The organism is uncultured Microbacterium sp. (assembly GCF_937927635.1).
GTDB lineage: Bacteria > Actinomycetota > Actinomycetes > Actinomycetales > Microbacteriaceae > Microbacterium.
Genome location: NZ_CALBRW010000020.1, coordinates 67,459 through 88,658 on the forward strand (window position 1 = coordinate 67,459; position 21,200 = coordinate 88,658).

The 21,200-nt window shown below is 70.8% G+C and carries 21 protein-coding genes; 11 read left to right on the forward strand and 10 right to left on the reverse strand.

All coding sequences use genetic code 11. The annotated features are described in order from the left end of the window. Positions 1-45: 45 nt before the first annotated feature. Positions 46-705, reverse strand: a complete 660-nt coding sequence (locus Q0568_RS10775) for a histidine phosphatase family protein (protein ID WP_298866261.1) — start codon at positions 703-705, stop codon at positions 46-48. Between the two features lie 31 nt (positions 706-736). Here Q0568_RS10775 and Q0568_RS10780 point away from each other — a divergent pair, with 31 nt between their 5' ends. The 5 genes from Q0568_RS10780 to Q0568_RS10800 all read left to right on the forward strand — a co-directional run bounded on the left by Q0568_RS10780 (position 737) and on the right by Q0568_RS10800 (position 5,941). Continuing rightward, positions 737-2,413 carry an NAD(P)-binding domain-containing protein gene (locus tag Q0568_RS10780; RefSeq protein WP_298866263.1) on the forward strand — a complete coding sequence of 559 codons (1,677 nt, stop codon included), beginning with the start codon at positions 737-739 and terminating at the stop codon, positions 2,411-2,413. Beyond that, on the forward strand, positions 2,410-3,246 hold the full coding sequence (locus tag Q0568_RS10785; protein WP_298866264.1) for an SDR family oxidoreductase: 837 nt from the start codon (positions 2,410-2,412) through the stop codon (positions 3,244-3,246). Before Q0568_RS10780 ends, Q0568_RS10785 begins: the two co-directional genes overlap by 4 nt. A gap of 114 nt (positions 3,247-3,360) precedes the next feature. After that, on the forward strand, positions 3,361-4,287 hold the full coding sequence (locus tag Q0568_RS10790) for a VOC family protein (RefSeq protein WP_298866266.1): 927 nt from the start codon (positions 3,361-3,363) through the stop codon (positions 4,285-4,287). Beyond that, positions 4,284-4,916 carry a dienelactone hydrolase family protein gene (locus Q0568_RS10795; protein WP_298866269.1) on the forward strand — a complete coding sequence of 211 codons (633 nt, stop codon included), beginning with the start codon at positions 4,284-4,286 and terminating at the stop codon, positions 4,914-4,916. The genes Q0568_RS10790 and Q0568_RS10795 overlap by 4 nt, the downstream gene beginning before the upstream one ends. Then, the gene (locus Q0568_RS10800) at positions 4,913-5,941 is read left to right on the forward strand and encodes an LLM class flavin-dependent oxidoreductase (RefSeq protein WP_298866270.1); all 1,029 of its coding nucleotides are present in this window, start codon (positions 4,913-4,915) and stop codon (positions 5,939-5,941) included. Before Q0568_RS10795 ends, Q0568_RS10800 begins: the two co-directional genes overlap by 4 nt. Before the next feature lie 25 nt (positions 5,942-5,966). Here Q0568_RS10800 and Q0568_RS10805 read toward each other — a convergent pair whose 3' ends face one another. Next, on the reverse strand, positions 5,967-6,461 hold the full coding sequence (locus tag Q0568_RS10805; protein ID WP_298866273.1) for a MarR family transcriptional regulator: 495 nt from the start codon (positions 6,459-6,461) through the stop codon (positions 5,967-5,969). A 110-nt stretch (positions 6,462-6,571) separates the two neighbouring features. Next, positions 6,572-7,486 carry a DnaJ domain-containing protein gene (locus Q0568_RS10810; RefSeq protein WP_298866276.1) on the reverse strand — a complete coding sequence of 305 codons (915 nt, stop codon included), beginning with the start codon at positions 7,484-7,486 and terminating at the stop codon, positions 6,572-6,574. A 45-nt stretch (positions 7,487-7,531) separates the two neighbouring features. Here Q0568_RS10810 and Q0568_RS10815 point away from each other — a divergent pair, with 45 nt between their 5' ends. Beyond that, on the forward strand, positions 7,532-7,711 hold the full coding sequence (locus Q0568_RS10815) for a hypothetical protein (protein WP_298866278.1): 180 nt from the start codon (positions 7,532-7,534) through the stop codon (positions 7,709-7,711). 42 nt (positions 7,712-7,753) lie between these two features. Here Q0568_RS10815 and Q0568_RS10820 read toward each other — a convergent pair whose 3' ends face one another. Next, a complete protein-coding gene (locus Q0568_RS10820) occupies positions 7,754-8,548 on the reverse strand; it encodes an alpha/beta fold hydrolase (RefSeq protein ID WP_298866280.1) in 795 nt (264 codons plus the stop codon). A 154-nt stretch (positions 8,549-8,702) separates the two neighbouring features. On the opposite strand from Q0568_RS10820, the gene Q0568_RS10825 reads away from it, so the two are divergent. Together Q0568_RS10825 and Q0568_RS10830 are read left to right on the forward strand one after the other, a co-directional pair. Further along, positions 8,703-10,220, forward strand: a complete 1,518-nt coding sequence (locus Q0568_RS10825) for an MATE family efflux transporter (RefSeq protein WP_298866282.1) — start codon at positions 8,703-8,705, stop codon at positions 10,218-10,220. Positions 10,221-10,363: 143 nt separating this feature from the next. Then, the gene (locus tag Q0568_RS10830; RefSeq protein ID WP_298866284.1) at positions 10,364-10,789 is read left to right on the forward strand and encodes a hypothetical protein; all 426 of its coding nucleotides are present in this window, start codon (positions 10,364-10,366) and stop codon (positions 10,787-10,789) included. Between the two features lie 15 nt (positions 10,790-10,804). Here Q0568_RS10830 and Q0568_RS10835 read toward each other — a convergent pair whose 3' ends face one another. The 4 genes from Q0568_RS10835 to Q0568_RS10850 all read right to left on the reverse strand — a co-directional run bounded on the left by Q0568_RS10835 (position 10,805) and on the right by Q0568_RS10850 (position 15,647). Further along, the gene (locus tag Q0568_RS10835; RefSeq protein WP_298866286.1) at positions 10,805-11,854 is read right to left on the reverse strand and encodes an NAD(P)-dependent alcohol dehydrogenase; all 1,050 of its coding nucleotides are present in this window, start codon (positions 11,852-11,854) and stop codon (positions 10,805-10,807) included. 42 nt (positions 11,855-11,896) lie between these two features. Further along, on the reverse strand, positions 11,897-13,606 hold the full coding sequence (locus Q0568_RS10840; protein WP_298866288.1) for an AMP-binding protein: 1,710 nt from the start codon (positions 13,604-13,606) through the stop codon (positions 11,897-11,899). 51 nt (positions 13,607-13,657) lie between these two features. After that, positions 13,658-14,560 (reverse strand): DMT family transporter, encoded by a 903-nt coding sequence (locus Q0568_RS10845; protein WP_298866290.1) that lies wholly within the window; start codon positions 14,558-14,560, stop codon positions 13,658-13,660. Between the two features lie 166 nt (positions 14,561-14,726). Further along, the gene (locus tag Q0568_RS10850) at positions 14,727-15,647 is read right to left on the reverse strand and encodes a hypothetical protein (RefSeq protein ID WP_298866292.1); all 921 of its coding nucleotides are present in this window, start codon (positions 15,645-15,647) and stop codon (positions 14,727-14,729) included. A 258-nt stretch (positions 15,648-15,905) separates the two neighbouring features. Between Q0568_RS10850 and Q0568_RS10855 the strand changes: the two genes are divergently transcribed. Together Q0568_RS10855 and Q0568_RS10860 are read left to right on the forward strand one after the other, a co-directional pair. Beyond that, complete coding sequence (locus Q0568_RS10855; RefSeq protein WP_298866294.1) at positions 15,906-16,547, forward strand: acyl-CoA synthetase; 642 nt, start codon at positions 15,906-15,908, stop codon at positions 16,545-16,547. Continuing rightward, on the forward strand, positions 16,544-16,948 hold the full coding sequence (locus tag Q0568_RS10860) for a hypothetical protein (protein ID WP_298866296.1): 405 nt from the start codon (positions 16,544-16,546) through the stop codon (positions 16,946-16,948). The genes Q0568_RS10855 and Q0568_RS10860 overlap by 4 nt, the downstream gene beginning before the upstream one ends. A gap of 3 nt (positions 16,949-16,951) precedes the next feature. Here the strand turns inward: Q0568_RS10860 and Q0568_RS10865 are convergent, their stop codons facing one another. Further along, on the reverse strand, positions 16,952-18,016 hold the full coding sequence (locus Q0568_RS10865) for a PQQ-dependent sugar dehydrogenase (RefSeq protein ID WP_366941401.1): 1,065 nt from the start codon (positions 18,014-18,016) through the stop codon (positions 16,952-16,954). Positions 18,017-18,113: 97 nt separating this feature from the next. On the opposite strand from Q0568_RS10865, the gene Q0568_RS10870 reads away from it, so the two are divergent. Further along, entirely contained in the window at positions 18,114-19,574 is a 1,461-nt protein-coding gene (locus Q0568_RS10870) for an MFS transporter (RefSeq protein WP_298866297.1), read from the forward strand. A 250-nt stretch (positions 19,575-19,824) separates the two neighbouring features. Here Q0568_RS10870 and purB read toward each other — a convergent pair whose 3' ends face one another. Beyond that, positions 19,825-21,198: an adenylosuccinate lyase gene (purB, locus tag Q0568_RS10875; RefSeq protein WP_298866402.1), complete on the reverse strand. Its 1,374-nt coding sequence runs from the start codon at positions 21,196-21,198 to the stop codon at positions 19,825-19,827. Positions 21,199-21,200: the final 2 nt, after the last annotated feature.

Sequence of the window (21,200 nt, forward strand, 5' to 3'; positions counted from 1 at the left end):
CGCGGCGGCGGCGATCCACAGTGTGACTCCACCCGCCTGCGACGTTCAGGACTCCGACGCCTCCATCGGCAGCGCCGGGCCGTGATTCCAGGCCAGGATCGACGGCTGCTCGCGGGAGAAGCCCAGTACCGAGGTGGAACCGGCATCCAGCGAGATGGATGCCGCGAACCGCGGCGCCTGGCGCAGGAACACCGCCGTGAGGATGCGCAGGTAGTGGCCGTGGGCGACCAGCGCCACATCGCCGTCCACCATGGCCGGCAGCACGCGCGTGAGCACGCGGGATGCCCGTGCCGCGACCTCTTCCACGGTCTCGCCGGGTGTCTCGCCGCGGATCACCCCGTGCGTGAACGCGTTCCAGTTGTAACCGAGCTCGGCCCGGATGTCCTTAGTGGTGCGGCCCTCGTACCCGCCGTAGTCCCACTCCACCAGCAGCGGATCGATCGCGGCATCCAGCCCTGCCAGCTCGGCCGTGCGCCGGGCGCGCTGCAGCGGCGAACTCAGCACCAGCCGGAAGTCGTAGCCGCGCACCAGCTCGCCGGCGGCCCTGGCGAGCTCCTCGCCATGCGCGGTCAGCGGGATGTCGGTCAGCCCGGTGTGCCGACCCGTCTTCGACCACTCGGTCTCGCCGTGCCTCAGCAGTACGAGCTTGCCCTGCGGGTTGTCGGGTGCGGGCCGGTCGGGCAGCGGGTCGGTTGCAGCGTCCACCCCGTCACCGTACCGCGCGCGCGGAGCACTGATGCCGCGATCGCGCCGGCCCGGGTCACGCCGGACGCCCCCTGACCACCCGCAGGATCACGTCTGTCACGTCGTCGACGAGATCGGCGGCATCCGCACGACCGGCGCGCGGGGTCTGCATGCGCTGAACGAGGACCTCGGTGATCCCGCCGACGAGGACGAGGCTCGTGAGCCCGCCGGGGGCGTCCTCGATGCGACCCGCACGCTCGAGCGCGGCGAAGGCCTGGTCGATCGCCTCCGCGAAGGCGCGATAGGCCGTGCGCCGCTCCTGCTCGAGAGCATCCGAGACGCCTACAGACTCCACCTCGAGCACACGTGCCTTGCGCTCGTCGGCCAGGATCGGGTCGAGCGCGCCGCCGACGAGCTCGCCGCCGTCAAGGCGCTGCACCTCGCCGGCATCCCGTTCGACTGCTTCGAGAAGGGCACTGAGATCGGCGGCAACTGGCTGTTCGACAACCCGAACGGGCAGTCCGCCTGCTACGAGACGCTCGAGATCAACACCTCGTGCCCCCGGATGGCGTTCTCGGACTTCCCGATGCCGGCCGACTACCCGCCCTACGCCCGGCACGACCAGGTGCACGCCTACTTCGAGGCGTACGCCGCGCACTTCGGCTTCCGCCACCGCATCACCTTCAGCACGACGGTGACCGAGGTCACCCGCACCGACGAGGGCGGATGGCGGGTGCGCACGACCGGACCCGAGGGGGAGCAGTCCCGTGACTACGACGCCGTGCTGGTGGCCAACGGGCACCACTGGGATGCTCACCGCCCCGCCCCGGACGAGTACCCCGGCACCTTCTCCGGCGAGCAGATCCACGCGCACGACTACCGCTCCGGCGACCAGCTCGCCGGGCGCGACGTGGTCGTGGTGGGCGCGGGCAACTCCGCGATGGACATCGCCGTGGAGGGCTCGCGCCGTGCGAACAGCACGACCCTGTCGATCCGGCGCGGCCAGTGGGTGATGCGCAAATTCCTGCTCGGGAGGCCGAGCGATCAGATCGCCCTGCCGGGATGGATGCCGTGGTGGGCGACAGCCGCCCGGCTGCGCATCGGCGCCCTGACCTCGGGCGGGCTCCGCCGGTACGGCCTGCCCACCCCTCCGCACAAGCCCGGGCAGTCGCACCCCGTGCAGTCCGAGCAGATCCGGGAGCGCATCGCCGCCGGCGCGGTGACCGTGCGCCCCGGCATCGAGCGCTTCGACGGCGATCAGGTGGTGTTCGTCGACGGCACCCGCACGCGCGCCGACCTGATCATCTGGGCGACGGGATACAAGGTGTCGTTCCCGTTCCTCGATCGCTCGCTCGTCGATCCCGACGGCAACGAGCTGCCGCTGTGGAAGCGTGCCGTGCACCCCGACCTGCCCGGACTGTTCTTCATCGGGCTGCTGCAGCCGGTCGGCGCCGTCATGCCGCTCGCCGAGGCGCAGTCGGCCTGGATCGCCGAGATGCTGACCGGCGGCTGCGCTCCGCCGAGCGCCGCCGAGATGCGAGCGCAGATGACCCGCGACCACGAGCGGTACAAGCGCCGTTTCTACGCCTCGCCCCGGCACACCATGGAGGTCGACTTCGACCACTTCCTGTGGGATCTCGCGCGGGAGCGCAGGGCGGGTGCGCGGCGGGCGGCCGCGCAGCGCCGCGCCGCAGCAGGGGAGCGGATGCCGCAGCAGGTGACCGCATGAGCACGGTGGAGCGGATCCGCGGCAGGGTGATCGCCGTCGCCGGTGGCGCCAACGGGATCGGACGCGAGACGGCGACGCTGCTCGCCCGCGCCGGTGCGCACATCGCCATCGGCGACTACGACGCCGCCGCCGCGCAGCACGCTGCCGCGGAACTCGCGGGAATCGCGCGCGGCTACGACCTCGACGTCACGAGCTCCGAGTCTTTCGCCGCGTTCGCCGCATCCGTCGAGAGCGACCTGGGCCCGATCGACGTACTGGTGAACAGCGCCGGGGTCATGTGGGTCGGCCCGTTCGACGCCGAGCCGGATGCGGCCGCGCGACGGCAGCTCGACGTCAACCTGCTCGGGGTCATCCACTCGGTCAAGCTGGTCGCACCGAAGATGCGGGCGCGCAGTTCCGGGCAGATCGTCACGATCGCCTCGGCAGCATCCCTCCTGCCCACCCCGGGAGAGGCCACCTACGCCGCCAGCAAGCACGGCGTGCTCGGCTATCTCAAGGCCGTGCGCACCGAGCTGCGGGGCTCAGGCGTGAACCTGTCGGTGATCATGCCGACCGTGGTCGACACCGCGCTCGCCGCAGGCACGAGCACGGGATCGGCGGCCATGCTGCAGCCGATCGACGTCGCCCGCGCCGTCGCGAAGGTCATCGAGCGCCCGCGGTTCCAGGTGACCGTACCCGGGTACGTCGGTGTCGCCCATCGCGTCGTCGACCTGCTACCGCAGAGGCTGCAGGACCTGATCCTGGCGCGGCTCGTGCCCGATCAGGTCGCGTCGGTCGACCGGAAGGCGCGCTCGTCGTATGAGGAGGGCATCACGCGCGGTCGAGACGGTTGAGCGGGGTGATCGGGCAGCGCGTCAGGTGCATCGACACGGCAACCGTGCTCGCGGGAATGAATCCGCGGATCTTTTAGTTGTATATTCAACCAAAGCATCTCGCACGGAGGAATCATGACCACCACCCAGCCCGGCACCGCCCCCGACCGCGTGCTCAACGCGAACACCGGCATGGATGCCGTGACGCTGCGCGTCGGCGACCTCGAGCAGATGACCTCGTACTACGCGAACGCGCTGGCCCTCGAGTCCATCGAGGAGCGCGCCCGCGGCCGCGAGGTGCACCGCGTGCTCGGCCGCGGACGCACCCCGATGGTGCGCCTGATCGGCACCCCGGATCTGCCCGGTGTCGACCCGCGCCAGGCCGGTCTCTTCCACACCGCGTTCCTCTTCGACGACGCCCCCACCCTCGCCGCAACCGTGCTGCGTGCCGCGCAGGACCAACGCGGGCACTTCACCGGCTCGAGCGACCACCTGGTCAGCGAAGCGTTCTACTTCACCGACCCCGAGGGCAACGGCATCGAGCTGTACCTCGACCGCGACCGCTCCGAGTGGCAGTACCAGAACGGCGCCCTGCAGATGTCCACCCTGTACCTCGACCCGAACGCCTACCTGCAGCGCCATCTCGACGAGAACGTGCTCGCGACCGTCGGTGTCCGTGCGGGCAAGGTCGGCCACGTGCATCTGCAGGTCGGCGACATCCCCACCGCTCGCGCGTTCTACGTCGACGCGCTCGGCTTCGAGACCACGGTCGACACCTACCCGGGCGCGCTGTTCGCCGCGGCCGGCGGCTACCACCACCACGTCGCCATGAACACCTGGAACAGCGCCGGCGCCGGCCCCCGCGCCGCGAGCCTCGGCCTCGGCGATGTCGCCATCACCGTGCCGACCCGCGACGACCTCGATGCGCTCGCAGCCCGCCTCACTCACCGCAAGCTGCAGTTCGCCGACGACGGCCGCGCGGTCTCGCTCGACGACCCGTGGGGCACGCACGTCACCGTCGCCCTGCCCGGCGGCGACGTCGACGAGGTGCTGGCCCGATGACCCTGCACGCGATCGCCTCGGCCGAGCGGTTCGATGACACGGCATCCGTCGTCGCGGTGTTCCTGCACGGCTTCGGCTCGAACGAGCGGGACCTCGTCGGACTGGCACCCGCCCTTCCGACCGGCATCCCGTGGGCCTCGCTGCGGGCGCCGATCGCGGTCGGCTCCGGCGCGCACGCGTGGTTCCCGATCGGCGAACCCGGCAATCCCGACCCGGCGCCGGTCGCCGCCGCGACCGACGCGATCCTGGCGTGGGCGGATGCTGCGCTGCCGGCCGGCGCCCGCATCACACCGATCGGGTTCTCGCAGGGCGGTCTGATGGCCTCGCAGCTGCTGCGCACCGCCCCTGAGCGTGTGCTCGCCCCGGTCATCCTCGGCGGCTTCGTGCAGGCGGGCGAGCAGCCCGGCGACCGGATGCTGGCCACCACGCGCCCCGCCGTGTTCTCGGGCCGCGGAGAGGACGACCGCATCATCGCGGCGCCCGCGGTCGCGCGCACCGACGCCTGGCTGCCCGCGCACGTCACCCTCACCGCGCGCACCTACCCCGGTCTCGGGCACGGCATCGACGCACGGATGCTGCGCGATGTGCGCGAGTTCCTCGCCGACGAGCTCGCGGTGGCAGACGCATGAGCACCCAGCCGTTCGAGATCGGCATCTTCACCTTCGGCGAGCTGAACCGCACCGACACCGGCGCGTTCACCGACCCGCGCGACCGCCTCGAGCAGCTGCTCGAATGGGCCCGTGTCGCCGATCAGGCCGGACTCGACGTGTTCGGCGTGGGGGAGCACCACCGCCCCGACTTCGCGGTCTCCTCGCCGCAGATCGTGCTGGCCGCCGCCGCGCGCGAGACCGAGCGCATCCGCCTGACCAGCACGGTCTCGGTGCTCTCCAGCGCCGACCCGGTGCGGCTGTTCGAGGAGTTCGCGACCGTCGACCTGCTCTCCCGAGGCCGCGCCGAGATCACCGCGGGCCGCGGCGCGTACATCGAGTCGTTCCCGCTGTTCGGGCAGGAGCTCGGCCGCTACGACGAGTACTTCGACGACCGCCTCGACCTTCTGCTCGCACTGCGCGCGCAGAACCCCGTCACCTGGACGGGCACCACCCGCCCGTCGCTGCGTGATGCCGGCGTCTGGCCGCGACCGGCGGGCGAGCTGCCGGTGTGGATCGCCGTCGGCGGCACACCTGAATCCGCGGTGCGCGCCGGCCGTCTCGGCCTGCCGATGTACCTCGCGATCCTCGGCGCGCCCGCGCGGTTCCGCTCGCTCGCCGCCCTGCATCGGGACGCCGCGGCCCAGGCCGGCATCGCGGCGCCGCGCATCGGCGTGACCTCGCATTTCCACGTCGCCGAGACCACCCAGGCCGCGCGCGACACGTTCTTCCCGCACTACGCCGCGTACTTCGCCGAGAACATGCCGCGCGGCGGGATGCTGGATCGCGACACCCTCGACGCCTGGGCAGGACCCGACGGGGCGCTGTTCGCGGGCAGCCCGGCCGAGATCGTCGACAAGATCCTCTGGGAGCACGAGATGCTCGGGCACACCCGCTTCCTCGCCCAGGTCGGGCTCGGCGGCCTCGCCCAGCGCGACACGCTGCGCTCGATCGAGCTGCTCGCGACCGAGGTGCTCCCGCAGGTGCGCAAGGCGCTCGCTGACTGACCCGGGCGCGGCCTGCGCGCCGCGCTCAGACCATCCGACTGGCCAGCATCCGCTGCTCGGGGTCGAGTCTCGCGAGCAGCGCGGCCGTGATGTCGTGCAGCTGGCGTCGCTGCTCGGCATCCAGCGCATCGAAGACGAACGAGCGCACCGTGCGCACATGCTCGGGCGTCGCGCGGATCACCTTTCGGCGGCCGTCGGCGGTCAGCTGCACCGTCGTCGCCCTGGCGTCCTCCGGGGTCGGGATGCGCCGCACGAACCCGCGCTTCTCGAGCCGACTGATCGCGTGCGAGAGCCGCGAGAGCGTGGCGTTCACACCGGTCGCGAGGGCGGTCATGCGCATGCGCCGGCTCTCGGCGAGGGCGAGCATCGACAGCGTCGCGTAGTCGAAGTGCGTGAGCTCCTCGTCGCGCAGCAGCTGCGCGTCGATCTGATGCGGCAGCAGTTCGAGCACCGCCGTCAGCGGCGCCCAGGTGCGGCGCTCTTCGTCGGTGAATCCGCGTGAGACCTGCGCTGTGCTCATTCTCCGATCGTACGGGAATACTTGACGGCTCAACCAGGCTGTGTCCGAGCATTCGGATTCCGGAACGGCCTCGCACCCGGTGCGGGGCCGTTCCGCGCTCCGGAGGCCCTTCAGGGCACGAGCACGCGTGCGGTCTGCGTCAGCCGCGTGCGCACGTCGAACGCCTCGGTCACGCCCATCGGCCTCGCACCCGGGATGCCGCCCCGCAGAACCGTGCGCAGCGCGCTGCGCCGCACCACCGCCACCAGCACGCCCCGCACCGAGCCCAGCACGGTGACCGGCTCGTCGAGGTCGTCGTCGGGCAGGATCAGGATCGCGCCGGCGAATCGCACGCGCGAGACGCGGGAGACCGAGCGCACGCGGCCGAGCAGGTCCGCGACGGGGGTGCTGCCGCCCACGGCCCGGCCGATGACCTCGCCCTGACGGAACCGCACAGTGTCGCCGAAGTCGTCCGATGCCAGCCCGTACAGGCCCGAAGGGCCCAGCACCGCGTGGTCGAGCTTCTGCGCGGCATCCACACCGACCACCACGTCGTTCCAGGCGGTGAACCCGATGCCGAGATCCGCGATCGCGGCGGCTGTGCTCTCCTCGGCGAGGGCCGCCGCCAGCATCCGCCTGGCCTCCCACGGCGCATCCCGCACGACGGCGGGGTCGTACGCCTCGCGGGCGGTGACCGTCCGGCCGAGGTGATCGGTCAGCATCCGCAGGTAGTTCAGCCGGCGCCACCCGCCGGCCTGCCCGTACACCTTCGTGCGCGGTCGCGTTCCCGCGGAAGAAGCGGATGCCCGCGGCGCGCCCCACGAGACGTGCTCGCGCCCGCGATCGTACGCGGCACGAGCGGATGCCGTGCCGACGTGCTCCCACGCGCGCTGCACGCGGATGAACAGGCTCGCGTCGCCGCCGGTGTCGGGATGCGTCTCGCGCAGCCTCAGCCGGTACGCCCGCCGCAGCTCGTCGTCGTCGGCGCTCGCCGCGACGCCCAGCACCTCATAGGCGGATGCTGCCAGCGGCCCCTCGAACGTCACGATGACACGTTAGACGGTCACGGCCGCACCACGTACGCTGAACGGATGACCAAGAGCACGATCTGGAGCATCCTCGGCGGCATCGTCGCGATCATCGTGGCGTGGTGGATCGTCAGCGCCCTGTTCTCGGTGCTGTGGTTCATCGTCAAGCTCGCGGTGGTGGCGGTCGTGGCCGTGGCGGTGTACGCCGGCATCCGCTCTCTCACCCGCCGCGCGGGCGACTGACGCGACGCTTCGACGGGCTCAGCGGCCCAGCCCGCGCCCTGATCAGGCGCGCAGGAACTCCAGCGCCGCCCGGCGGAAGTCCTTCGAACCGGGCGCGTTGAAGTGGTGCCGGCCGGGGATCTCGAAGAACGTGCCCTGCGGCGCGTACGACGCCACGGTGCGCGAGCCCTCGAGGACGGGATCCTCCGAGCCCGTCGCGAACAGCACCGGCTGCTGCGGAGCATGCTCGGCGGAGATGGCCGGCGAATCGCGCTGCCCCTTGGCCAGGGCGACCAGGGCGCGCAGGTCGTTGCCGGACACGCGCTCGGCGAGGTCGACATACGCCTTCGTGCCCGGGTCGGTCACGGGCACTCCGTCGTCGGCGTAGCGGTACACCTGCTCGTCGGCGAACTCGTCCAGCGGGATGCCGTCGGGCACGCCGCCCAGCACGGCCCGCGGGATGCGGTCGTCGAGGTCCTGCAGCAACTGCCAGCCCACGCGCGCTCCCAGTGAGTACCCGACGTAGAACGCCTCGTCGACGAGGAACGTCTCCATGACGGCCTCGACGTCGTGCGCCAGGCTCTTCACCGCGTAGCCCGCGCCGTCGTGCGGCTTCTCGCTGGCGCCGTGGCCGCGCAGGTCGATGCCGAGGATGCGGTACCCCTCCTTCTTCAGCATACGCGTCCACCCGGTGTGCACCCAGGTGTCGGCCGTGCTCGAGGCGAAGCCGTGCACGAGCACGACGGTCGGCGCATCCAGCTCGCCCCACGAGTAGGCCGCGAGAGCCACGCCCTCGCCGACCTCGACGAACTGCGGAGCGGGCTGGTCGGTCAGCGAGGAGAGGATGTCGTCGGTCACACTTCCATCTTGGCCCGGTTCCGGGCAAGGAGGCAGGGGGATCCGCCGTTCCTATTCTCGAATCGATTCGATAGACTTATCGCACCGGCGCCGTGACCGATCACGGGGCCGGTCGTCGTCTTTCCCCCACCCTCCGCACCCCCTTCGGAACCGCATGGCCACCACCCTCATCACCGGACGCCCGTGGCGCGTCATCCTGGCCTTCTCCGTGCCGCTGCTGATCGGCAACGTCGTGCAGCAGCTGTACCAGTTCGTCGACGCGGTCGTCGTCGGCCGGCATCTGGGCGTGAACTCGCTCGCGGCCGTCGGCGCCTCCGGCAGCCTGATCTTCCTCGTGATCGGATTCGCGTGGGGGCTGGGCAGCGGCTTCGCGATCCCCACCGCCCAGGCCTTCGGTGCCTCGGACTCCCGGGGCGTTCGCCGCTCGGTGGCCACCGGCACCGTGCTCACCGCCGCGACGAGCCTGATCCTCACGGTGCTCGGCCCGCTGATGGCCGAGCCGCTGCTGCGGCTGCTGCAGACGCCGCCGGAGCTGCTGGCCGAGTCGACCGCGTTCACGCAGGCCACCTTCATCGGCGGCAGCACGATCATGTTCTTCAACTACCTGGCCGCCATCATCCGCGCCATCGGCGACTCCACCACCCCGCTGGTGTTCCTCACGATCTCGTGCGCGATGAACGTGGGCCTGGTCATCCTGATGGTCGGCACCCTGAAGTGGGGAGTGGCGGGCGCCGCCTGGGCGACCGTGGTGGCGCAGGCCATCTCGGTGCTGCTGTGCCTGCTGTACGTGTGGCGGCGCCTGCCGGTGCTGCACGTGCAGCGCGCGGACTGGCGCGTGACCCGCGCCGCCATGGCCGAGCACCTGCGCCTGGGCCTGCCGATGGGCTTCCAGGCGTCGATCATCGCGATCGGCGCGCTCATCGTGCAGGTGGCGCTGAACACGCTGGGACCCGAGGCGGTGGCCGCGTACACGGCGGCGGCCCGCATCGACAGCCTGTCCAGCGCACTGCTGGCCTCGCTGGGCCTGGCCGCGTCGATGTACGCCGCGCAGAACCTCGGCGCCCGTCGACCCGACCGCGTCCGCCGCGGCACGATCCAGGCGCTGTGGATGTCGGTGATCGCCTCGCTGGCGCTGGGTGCGTTCATGATCACGCTGGGAGCGCCGGTGGTGAGCATCTTCATCGGCGACGGCGCGCCGGACGTCGTGCGCGACGCGCACCTGATGCTCATCATCAACGGATCCACCTATACGATCCTCGGAGTGCTGTTCGTGCTGCGCGGAGTGCTGCAGGGGATCGGTCGCGTGCTGGTTCCGACGATCACCGGCGTGATCGAGCTGGTCATGCGCGCGGCGGCTGCTGTGATCATGGGAGCGCTGCTGGGCTTCGGCGGCGTCGCAATGGGCAACCCGATGGCGTGGATCGGCGCGGTCGCGCTGCTGATCCCGGCGTACGTGTCGGCGCACCGCGCGCTGGCGAAGATGCCCGTCGCGCCGCAGGAGACGACGCTCACCACCCCGATACCCGTGATCGGACTCGCGGAAGGGTCGATGGTGGCGGATGCCGTGTTCACGGCGCCCGTTCCCGTGGTGCATCCGAGGCTGGGGCGGCTGCACCTTCCGCGTCGCTCACGCGGCGCGCACCGCTCGCGCAGTGCCCGACGCACGCGCTGAGCACCGTCGGCGTCATCCCTGAGGATGATGCCGAATCGTTCTCCCGGGGGAGGGACTTCCCTGGTCGACACGGGTAACCTGGACGTCAGAGGCACGCGGAACCGTGCTCATGACGGGGGGTCGTCACAATGTCCACTTTGGCCTTGACACGAGCACTGGCATCGATCTTCGTGCCGATCGGGATCACCGGAGCAGCCATCGCGCTCGTCTGCGCGCTCATCGCGGCGTTTGCGATCACGCGCGGCTCGGTGGGGCTCGCAGGCGGCGCGATCGGCGTCTGGATCGTCGGTGCGCTGCTCAGCGCTGCCGCATCCTTCGCCAACGCGTGGGTTCCACTGCTCGTCGCCTTCGCCGCGCTCGGCGCGGCTCTGGCGGTCGGCGGCCTGGCGCGTGCGGCGGTCCGCGGCGTTCGGGCGATGTCCGAGCGCGCACCGCAGCAGTCGCCCCCGGCGGAGGTCGCTGTCGCGCAGGCCAAGGCCCCGGCGCATCCCGCCGCCAGGCCCGCCCGTCCGACCACGTCCGTGCGGCCGTCGGCACCCGTCGCCGACAGCATCCGCATCGCGGCCTGACGGCGCTCGCCGCGCTCAGGCGGTGAGCGTGTCGATGTCGATGACGAATCGGTAGCGCACGTCCGACGCGAGCACGCGCGCCCACGCCTCGTTCACCTGGTCGGCCGTCGTGATCTCGACCTCGGGCGCGATGCCGTGCTCGGCGCAGAAGTCGAGCATCTCCTGCGTCTCGGCGATGCCGCCGATGTTCGATCCGGCGAACGAGCGGCGGCCGCCGATCAGCGTGCCCGCCCGCACGGGCATCGGCTCGGACGGGGCCCCCACGTTGACGAGCGTGCCGTCCAGGGCCAGCAGCTTCAGATAGGCGTCGACGTCGATCGAGGCGGACACCGAGTTGATGATCAGGTCGAACGAGCCGCGCAGGTCGCGCAGCGTCTGCGGGTCCTCGGTCGCGAAGTAGTGGTCGGCGCCGAGCTCGAGCGCATCGTCCTTCTTGGCGAGCGAGCGCGAGAGCACCGTGACCTCGGCGCCCATCGCGTGCGCGATCTTCACGGCCATGTGGCCGAGCCCGCCGAGTCCGATCACGGCGACCCGCGTGCCGGGACCGGCGTTCCAGTGCCGCAGCGGCGAGTAGGTGGTGATACCCGCGCACAGCAGCGGAGCGGCCTTCTCGAACGGGATGGCCTCCGGGACGCGCAGCACGAAGCGCTCCGTGACCACGACCGAGGTGGAGTACCCGCCCTGCGTGATGGTCCCGTCGACGTCCTCGGCGGCGTAGGTGCCGATGGCGCCGTTCAGGCAGTACTGCTCCTCTCCGGCCAGGCAGTTCGCGCACTCGCCGCACGAGTTCACCAGGCATCCGACGCCGACCCGGTCGCCGACGGCGAACCTCGTCACGTCGGAGCCGATCTCCGCGACCGTGCCGACGATCTCGTGCCCGACGGTGAGCGGGAACGGCTGCGGGCCCCAGTCGCCCTGCACGGTGTGGATGTCGGAGTGGCAGATGCCGGCCCAGCGGATGTCGATGCGCACGTCGGACGGGCCGACATCGCGCCGCTCGATGGTGCCCGTGAACAGCGGACCGGTGGCGGAGGGCGCGACGATGGCGGGGATCACAGCAGACATGATTCGAGCGTAGACGGCGCGCGGCCCGTGCGGGCCGATCGCTCAGCGGTGGTCGCGGTCGAGATGCTGGCCCGCGCTGTCGCCGGAGGCGACGCGCTCGGCCTCGCGGGCCCGCAGCTCCACGCGGCGGATCTTGCCGGAGATGGTCTTGGGCAGCTCCGGCACGAACTCGATGACCCGCACCCACAGGTGCGAGGAGAGCCGTTCGCGCGCGAAGGCGAAGATCTTCGCGGCGGCCGCGTGTTCGGCATCCGCTCCGGCGCCGGCATCCGGATGCAGGATGACGTACGCCTTCGGCACGTTCAGGCGCGTGGGGTCGGGGCTCGGCACGACCGCCGCCTCCACGACCAGGTCGTGCTCCAGCAGCGCGGACTCCAGCTCGAACGGCGAGATCTTGTAGTCGGACGCCTTGAAGACGTCGTCGGCGCGGCCGACGTAGGTCAGGTACCCCTCCTCGTCGCGAGCGGCGATGTCGCCGGTGTGGTGGAAGCCGCCGGCGCGCGACTCGGCGGTCTTCTCCGGGTCCTCGAAGTACCCCGACATCAGGCCCAGCGGCGAGTCGGACAGATCCAGCGCGATCTCGCCCTCGCGCTCCGTCACCTCGCCGGTGATGGGATCCAGCAGCACCACCGGGTAGCCCGGCAGCGCACGACCCATCGAGCCGTCCTTCACGACCTGTCCGGGGGAGTTGCCCACGCAGGCCGTCATCTCGGTCTGCCCGTAGCCGTCGCGGATGGTCGAGCCCCACGCCTCGCGCACCCGGTTGATGACCTCGGGGTTCAGCGGCTCGCCGGCGCCCACCAGCTCCCGTGGCGGAGTGGCCAGTCGTGACAGGTCGGCCTGGATCAGCATGCGCCACACGGTCGGCGGCGCGCAGAACGTCGAGACGCGGTGCGTGTCCATCACCTGCATGAGCGTGTTCGCGTCGAAGCGGTCGTAGTTGTACACGAACACCGTCGCCTCGGCCAGGAACGGCGAGTAGAAGCTCGACCAGGCGTGCTTGGCCCAGCCCGGCGAGGAGATGTTCAGGTGCACGTCGTCGGGCCGCACGCCCAGCCACCACATGGTCGACAGGTGCCCCACCGGGTACGACACATGCGTGTGCTGCACGAGCTTGGGCCGGCTGGTGGTGCCGCTGGTGAAGTACAGCAGGGCGGTGTCGGATGCCGGCGTCGGGCCGTCCGGCTCGAAGACGGCATCCGCCTGATACGACTCGGCGAAGTCGTGCCAGCCCTCGGCGACATCGCCGACGGCGACGCGCAGCACGTCGGCATCCTTCACCCGATCCGCCAGCCCGCCCAGCGCGACCACCGCACGGGCACGGCCGTGCTCGATGCGGTAGGACAGATCGGATGCCGACAGCAGCGTCGAGGTGGGGATGGAGATCGCGCCGAGCTTGGTGATGGCCAGCATGATCTCCCACAGCTCGATCGTGTTGTCCATCATCACGATGAGGTGATCGCCGCGGCGGATGCCGAGACCGCGCAGCCAGCTCGCGACCTGGTCCGAGCGCGCAGAGAGCTCTCCGTACGACCAGCTGCGAACCGACAGGTCGGCCGAGACGATCTGCACCGCGGGCCGGTCGGGATTCTCCCCGGCGACCACGTCGAACCACTCCAGTGCGAAGTTGAAGGTGTCCAGCTGCGGCCAGGCGAACCCCGCACGGGCGCCGTCGTAGTCGTCGCCGTGCGCGAACAGGAAGTCGCGCAGCTCGCGGACGGCGGTGGTTGAGGCGGTGGCGGAACGTGTCATCTCGGGCTCCCTTGCTCGACACTCCATCATGCGCCCGTTGCCGCCGGAGAGTCACCCCCGATCGGGGGTGTTCGGATGCGGCCGCCGCACGATGCGCAGCTCGCTGGCGAGGATGCCCAGCACCACCAGCATCCCGCCCACCAGCGCCGCCGCAGGCAGGCGCTCGCCGGCGATGCGGCCGATGATGGCGGCCCACACGGGCTCGCCGGAGTAGATGATGGTCGCGCGGGTCGGCGAGACCGACTTCTGCGCCCAGTTCATCGTGAGCTGGATGATGCAGCTGGACACGCCCAGCCCGATGCCGGCGGCGACCCAGGCCCAGCTGAATGCCGGAACGCCCTCGCCGACGACCGGCATCGTCGCGAATGACAGCAGGCCCGCCGTCAGCAGCTGCACGATCGTGATGCGGCCCAGGTCGATGCGGCCCGCGAACACGCTGATCAGGATGATCTCGCCCACGATGGGCAGGGTGCTGATCAGGGTCACCGACTCCCCGAGGCCCAGCGAGAGGCTGAACGCCTCCGGTCCCGCGATGAGGACGAGACCGGCGAACGCGAGCGCCGCGCCCACGAACGCCATCGCCGGCGGGCGCTTGCGGAAGAAGATCCATTGTGCGAACGGCACCATCGGCACGTACAACGCGGTCAGAAACGCCGACGTGCTGGAGTCGATGGTCTGCAGCCCCAGCGTCTGCAGTCCGTAGCCGCCGTAGATCATCAGTCCGATCGAGGCCCCGGCGCCCAGGTCGGCCCAGGTCATTCCGCGCAGCGATCGGTGGAAGATCAGCATGCTGATCAGCCCCGCCACCGTGAACCGCAGCCCCACGAAGAACCAGGGTCCGGAGTGCTGCATGGCGATGTGCACCACCAGGAACGTGCCGCCCCACACCGCGGTGATCGCGATGAGGGCGAGTTCCTGGGGGCGCATTCGCAGCCAGCGGAGATTCGAGGGCACAGCTGATTCTCCCGGATTCCCGGGGTGCGCGGCGCTGTTCGTCTTGGCAGGTACGGATGTCGGTCGATTCCCCGCTTGCAGGCCGATTCTGCGGCGTGTCGACCGACATCCGTGTCAATCGACCGACATCCGTACCGGGGACGCCGGACGGATCGGATGCCCGAGCTCAGTCCGTCGTCGGGCGCTCGCCGCGGCCCCAGCCCATCGACAGCGCGCCCGGGCCGAAGCCCCGGCGCACGGCGTGCAGGGAACGGGCGCCGTGCAGCATCCGCGGCGTGACGACCCGGCCCGCCGGGGTCTCCTCGATCTCGTCGCACCAGTCCGGCAGCCAGGCCGGGTCGAACCGTGTCCACAGCAGCAGCTCTCGGGCCTGGAAGGCCACTCCGTAGCCCGAGCCGTCGCTCACCTCGATCTCGGGCGGGTACGTCACGGCCCACTCGATCAGCATGGTCTCGGGGCTGGTGATCGGCCGCTCCAACTCGAACAGGAACCCGTGCACCTCATTGCTGGGGTGCGTGTAGCGCTTCGAGATGCGGCCGCCGCCCAGCGCCTCGAACCCGGGCGGGGGAGTGGGCTCGCCGGTCGAGATCTCCACATACGGCACGGCGGTGACCACACCGGAGGTGGCCTGTACCAGCACCCGGGCCGTCCGCCGCCGCACATGTCCCTCGGGCCCGACATCGGTGACGGCATGGATCGTCAGCTCGCGAGTCGGATCGGGGTAGGCGGCGCCCATCGCCAGGAACGTCTCGCGGACGCGCTGCTCGGTGGGATCCTCGTCGAACGGGAAAGCCACAGGGCCGAGCGGGCCGGTGCGCTGCGTCGGACCGAGCAGCTGCAGCAGTGCCCCGTCGTCCAGTCCCAGCAGCTGCTCCAGATCGGCGACCGCCGCCAGCGACTGGGCGCCTTCGGGCCTGCGCGCCCCCGAGCGCCAGTAGCTCAGCGTCGCCCGCGACACCGGATTGCCATGCGCGGCGAGCCGCTCCTGCAGCCGCGCCAGCGTCATCCCGCGGTCGCGGATGGCCGCACTCAGTGCCCCGGCGAACGGCGTGGTCGCCTGCCCCTGCAAGATAGCCTCGTCCGTCACAGCCGCCCTCTCGGTATGTGAACGCGCTCACCATAGAGTGGCACAAGGTCCGTCGGATGCCTTCGCTGGGGAGCAGGTGTCGCGCGGGCCTCCGAGAACGCACGGGTGGCGCCCGCCCGAAGTCTCGGGTGCAGTCCGAAATCCGTCCTCCGCGGATGTCGGGAGCGCGGCGGCAGCTGGGGAGGCCGCGCTCCCGGCCACGGCCTGGTTCATAGGCGCCCGTCGTAGACTGGAAGGGCCACCGATCCGAGGACTGCCATGCCCGCTGAACGCACCTTCACTGCACGTCACGTGCAGCTGACGCGCGCCGCTCTGGCCGCCGTCGCGGCGCTGATGATCACGTTCTCGCCCGACCACTCGGCATCCGTCGGCCTGCCGACGTTCGGCGGCTTCGTCATCGCCACCGCGCTCGTGCTCGTGCTGGCCGCGATCATCGTCTACCCGGCCGGCCACCGCTGGCCAGCCGTCATCATCGCCGGCATCTCGTTCGTGCTCGGCATGACCGCCGGCATCCCTTCGATCCGCTCCGACGCGCTGTTCTTCGGACTCGTGATCGCGTGGGCCGCCTCGACCGGACTGGTCGAACTGATCCACGGCATCCGCTCGAAAGGGACGGAGGGAGCGCGCGACGCGACCCTCATCGGCTCCCTGGGACTGCTGCTCGCCCTGCTGCTGGCGCTGGTGCCGGCCGGGTTCGTGATGGACTACACCACGCCGCAGGGTGCGGCATCGCTCACCGGCATCATCATCGGCGTCGGGATGTTCGGCGGCTACGCCGCGATCATCGCCGTCTTCCTCGGCATCGCCGGGCTCACGCCGGGCGCGAAGAAGGCCGCTCAGGCGGATGCTGAGAAGGATGCCGGCACGGACAGCCTGGCGGACCACGGAGGATACGCATGACCGAGCAGAAGCCCACGCGGCGCGACATCCTGAAGCCGCTGCACCTGGTGAGCATCGCCCTGGGGTGCGGCGTGTTCGCGATGCTGGTCACGATCTTCTCCACCGGCGGTTTCACCGCCCGAGTGAACAGCTCCATCGCCCGCGGCACCTACAAGGACCTGCCGCCGTTCACGCTGGGACTGGTCATCGGCGGCATCTGCTTCATCGTGACGCTGCTGATCATGGCGCTGCTGATGCTGGCCGTCAACCCGACCACGGTCACCAAGACCATCGACCGCCCGATCCTGCTGGACCCGAAGCCCACGCGCGCGCAGCGCCGGGCCGCCAAGGAGGCCGAGGCCGCCGATGCTGCTGCAGAAGCCGCACCCGAGGCCGCGAAGCCCGACGCCCCCGAGGCCTGAGCCTCAGCCCTCCCGGAACGCCGGCTGCACGAGGCGGTCGTCGCCCTCGCGCGAATCGCCGCGCCCGTCGGTGTTGCTGGTGAGCAGCCAGAGCCTGCCGTCGGTGCCGGCCAGCACGTCGCGCACCCGGCCGTAGTCCTCGGTGAATGCCGCCACCCACGGCTCCTCGTCCGGATGCGAGGGATCGAACAGCCACACGCGCTGCCCGCGCAGCCCCGCGATGTACAGGGTGCCGTCGATCACCGCGATACCGCTGGGGCTGGCATCCGCCGGCTTCCACACCGCGGCCGGATCGATGGCGTCCGCCGCCTTCGCGATGCCCTCGTGATCCGGCCAGCCGTAGTCGCCACCGGCGACGATGCGGTTCACCTCGTCCCAGGTGTCCTGCCCGAATTCGCTGGCCCACAGGGTGTCGTCGTCGTCCCAGGCGATGCCCTGCACGTTGCGATGTCCGAGCGAGTACACCCGCGTGCCGAACGGGTTGCCCGGCGCCGGATCGCCGGTGGGCGTCACACGTAGGATCTTGCCGCCCAGGTACGTCCTGTCTCGGGCGCGCTCGCGCTGCCCGGCATCCCCGGTCGTGATGTACAGCATCCCGTCGGGGCCGAATGCCAGGCGTCCGCCGTTGTGGTTGGTCGCGTGCGGGATGCCGGTGACGAGATCCTCCACGGCGCTGGTGTCCAGTCGCAGTCCACCGGGCTCGCCGCGCAGCGGCATCCGCACCACCCGGTTGTCGTCGTCGGTCGCGTGATACGCATACAGCCAGCGGATGCCGTCGAGCTCGCGCACGACGATGCCGTTCAGCCCCGCCTCGCCGCCGGAGACGACGCCGGGCACGGTGCCCGCGGTGCGCAGTTCTCCGGATGCCGTGCGCTCGAGCACCTTCCCGTCGTCGCGCTGCGAGATGAGTGCGCTGTCCCCGACGAGCGCGACCGACCAGGGTGCGTCGAGGCCGGATGCCAGCGTGACGGGCTTCTCCTGCAGCGACGGGGACGGCGCCGTGCAGGCTGTCAGCATGAGCGCGGCCAGCATCCCTGCTGCCGCCGTCGTCCATCGCATCGTGCCCATGGTCCAGGGTCTCAGCATCCGCCTTCACGGGCAACGGGTGCAGCGGCTGACCGCACTCCGGAGGAATAGAACGTCGCCGTTTCGGCTTGGGACAGTCATGGGTTCCTCTGTGGACCGCTCCGCGGTCGGCCTTCGCTCCGAGCGCGGACCCATCCTCGGCGGGCTCATGCTCTCGACCGGGCTGATCGCGATCGACGCGACCATCCTCGCCACCGCGGTGCCCAGCATCGTGCGCGATCTCGGCGGCTACCAGCAGTTCCCGTGGCTGTTCTCGGTGTACCTGCTGGCGCAGGCCGTGAGCGTGCCGATCTACGCCAAGTCCGCCGACATGATCGGCCGCAAGCCCATCATCCTCATCGGCATCGGGCTGTTCCTGCTGGGATCGGTGCTGTGCGGCTTCGCGCCGGGGATGCTGTGGCTGATCCTGTTCCGCATCGTGCAGGGTCTGGGCGCCGGGGCCGTAGGACCGATGGCGATGACCATCGTCGGCGACATCTACACGGTCGCCGAACGCGCGAAGGTGCAGGGCTACCTGTCCAGCATGTGGGCGATCGCGTCGGTGGTCGGGCCAGCGCTGGGCGGCATCTTCTCGCAGCTGGGCATCTGGCGCGGCATCTTCTTCGTGAACGTGCCGCTGTGCGCGCTGGCGGGATGGATGCTGATCCGCAACTACCACGAGGACAAGTACGAACAGCGGCACCGCATCGACTTCGGCGGCGCGGCGCTGCTGACGCTGGGGCTGACCGGAATCATCCTCGGCCTGCTGGAGGGCGACAGCGCCTGGGCGTGGATCTCGGTGCCCAGCGCCATCTGCTTCGGCGGGGGAGCGCTGGCGCTGGTGGCCTTCGCGGCCGTCGAGCGGCGGGCATCCGAGCCCATCATCGACTTCTCGCTGATCGGTCGACGGCTGATCCTGTCCACGACCGTGGTGTCGTTCGGGATCGGCGCGCTGCTGATCGGAGTGACGAGCTTCGCCCCGGCCTACCTGGAGGGCTCGCTCGGCATCCCGCCGCTGCTGTCGGGGCTGGCGGTCGCGGCGCTGACGCTGGGCTGGCCGCTGGCCTCGGCGAACTCCGGCACCCTGTACCTGCGCATCGGCTTCCGCCGCACGGCCACGATCGGGATGAGCACCGCCGTGGTCGCGTCGATCCTGCTGGCCGTCACCGGCCCTTGGCCGAACGCGTTCACGGTCGCCGGTATCGCGTTCGTGCTGGGCCTCGGACTGGGCTGGTCGTCGGCGCCTGTGCTCATCGCCGCTCAGGCGTCGGTGGGGTGGGGCGAGCGCGGCGCGGTGACCGGCATGAACACGTTCGCGCGCTCCGCCGGCAGCGCCGTGGGCGTGGCCATCCTCGGTGCCATCTCGAACGCGGTGATCGCGCGCGGCGCGGGTCCTGATGACCCGGCGACGATCGTGTCGGCATCCACCGGGGTGTTCATCGGCGTTGCCATCACCGCCGCCGTGACACTCGGCGCACTGATGTTCATGCCCCGCGACTACGCGGGTGCCGGCGGAGCCTCCACGGATGGGGCACCGGCGGGCGGCGCGTCCGCTTCCTGAGTCCGCCCCCGCCGGGTCGCTTCGGCATCCGGGCTTCCGTCCAGCTCTCAGGCGTCTGCGCTTCCGTCCAGCTCTCAGGCGTGCGGATGGAAAGTGCAGGTGGATGCTGCGGTTACCCGGCGTTTTCCATCTCGCCAGTGGTCATTCGGCTGGAAAGCGCCGGGTCCGAGGAGCACCTACCCGGCACTTTCCATCTCGCCGGATGCCGGATGCCGGATGCCGGATGCCGGTTCTGCGGCGGACAGTCCGGTCAGCGCGCGAGCTGCTCCGCGATGCCGATGTAGGTCGCCGGTGTCAGTGCGAGCAGGCGCTGCTTGGCGGCATCCCCGATCTCCAGCTTCTGCACGAACTCCGCCAGCTCGGCCGCACCGACGCGGTGTCCGCGGGTGAGGTCCTTCAGCAGGGCGTACGGGTCGGTGATGGTGGAGCGCCCGGCGACGACCTCCGCGCGGATGACGGTCTGGATGGCCTCGGCCAGCACCTCCCAGTTGTGGTCGAGGTCGTCCAGCAGCACGTCACGCGACAGGGAGATGGCGTCCAGCCCACGGCGCAGGTTGTCCAGCGCCAGCAGCGAGTGCCCGAAGGCCACGCCGATGTTGCGCTGCGTGGTGGAGTCGGTCAGGTCGCGCTGCATGCGCGAGGTGACCAGCGTCTGCGACAGGGACCCGAACAGGGCTCCGGAGATCTCGAAGTTCGCCTCGGCGTTCTCGAACCGGATCGGGTTGATCTTGTGCGGCATGGTCGACGAACCGGTCGCGCCGGGCACGGGGATCTGCGCGAAGTAGCCCAGCGAGATGTAGGTCCAGATGTCGGTGGCGAGGTTGTGCAGGATGCCGCCGGCGTGCCGCACGTGGTCGTACAGCTCCACCTGCCAGTCGTGCGACTCGATCTGCGTGGTGAGGGGGTTGAAGTCGATGCCCAGGCCCTCGATGTACTCGCGGCTCACGGTGGGCCAGTCCACCGAGGGATCTGCGGCAAGGTGCGCCGACCAGGTGCCGGTCGCGCCGGAGAACTTCGCCAGGTACTCGGATGCTGCGATGCGGGCGCGCACGCGCTCCAGGCGCCACGCGAACACGGCGAGCTCCTTGCCCATGGTCGATGGGGTGGCCGGCTGCCCGTGCGTGCGGGAGAGCATCGCGGCGTCCGCGTGCTCGGCGGCGAGCGAGCGGAGCTTCGCGATCACGGCATCCAGCGCCGGCAGCCAGACGCCCTCGACGGCGCGCTTGACGGTGAGCGCGTACGAGGCGGAGTTGATGTCCTCGCTCGTGCACGCGAAGTGCGTCAGCTCGGCGATGCGGTCCAGGCCCAGGGTCGCCAGGCGGTCGCGCACCAGGTACTCGACGGCCTTCACATCGTGGCGGGTGACGGCCTCCTTGGCGGCCAGCCAATCGATCTCGTCCTGGCCGAAGTCGCGGTACAGCGCGCGCAGGCGCTGCTTGTCGGCATCCGGCAGGGGAGAGGTGCCGAACACCGAGCGGTCGGTGAGGGCGATCAGCCACTCCACCTCCACCTCCACGCGGGCGCGGTTCAGCCCCGCCTCGGAGAGGAAGTCCGCAAGTCCCGTGACGGCGGTGCGGTAGCGGCCGTCGAGGGGGCTGAGCGGCTGAGCGGGGAGCGAAGGCAGAG

Excerpts from the sequence above, each read along its gene's own strand:
- Q0568_RS10780 (WP_298866263.1), top strand. The coding sequence starts at position 737 with ATGCCGCGATCGCGCCGGCCCGGGTCACGCCGGACGCCCCCTGACCAC.
- Q0568_RS10785 (WP_298866264.1), top strand. The coding sequence starts at position 2,410 with ATGAGCACGGTGGAGCGGATCCGCGGCAGGGTGATCGCCGTCGCCGGT.
- Q0568_RS10790 (WP_298866266.1), top strand. The coding sequence starts at position 3,361 with ATGACCACCACCCAGCCCGGCACCGCCCCCGACCGCGTGCTCAACGCG.
- Q0568_RS10795 (WP_298866269.1), top strand. The coding sequence starts at position 4,284 with ATGACCCTGCACGCGATCGCCTCGGCCGAGCGGTTCGATGACACGGCA.
- Q0568_RS10800 (WP_298866270.1), top strand. The coding sequence starts at position 4,913 with ATGAGCACCCAGCCGTTCGAGATCGGCATCTTCACCTTCGGCGAGCTG.
- Q0568_RS10805 (WP_298866273.1), bottom strand. The coding sequence starts at position 6,461 with ATGAGCACAGCGCAGGTCTCACGCGGATTCACCGACGAAGAGCGCCGC.
- Q0568_RS10815 (WP_298866278.1), top strand. The coding sequence starts at position 7,532 with ATGACCAAGAGCACGATCTGGAGCATCCTCGGCGGCATCGTCGCGATC.
- Q0568_RS10825 (WP_298866282.1), top strand. The coding sequence starts at position 8,703 with ATGGCCACCACCCTCATCACCGGACGCCCGTGGCGCGTCATCCTGGCC.
- Q0568_RS10835 (WP_298866286.1), bottom strand. The coding sequence starts at position 11,854 with ATGTCTGCTGTGATCCCCGCCATCGTCGCGCCCTCCGCCACCGGTCCG.
- Q0568_RS10840 (WP_298866288.1), bottom strand. The coding sequence starts at position 13,606 with ATGACACGTTCCGCCACCGCCTCAACCACCGCCGTCCGCGAGCTGCGC.
- Q0568_RS10855 (WP_298866294.1), top strand. The coding sequence starts at position 15,906 with ATGCCCGCTGAACGCACCTTCACTGCACGTCACGTGCAGCTGACGCGC.
- Q0568_RS10860 (WP_298866296.1), top strand. The coding sequence starts at position 16,544 with ATGACCGAGCAGAAGCCCACGCGGCGCGACATCCTGAAGCCGCTGCAC.
- Q0568_RS10865 (WP_366941401.1), bottom strand. The coding sequence starts at position 18,016 with ATGGGCACGATGCGATGGACGACGGCGGCAGCAGGGATGCTGGCCGCG.
- Q0568_RS10870 (WP_298866297.1), top strand. The coding sequence starts at position 18,114 with ATGGGTTCCTCTGTGGACCGCTCCGCGGTCGGCCTTCGCTCCGAGCGC.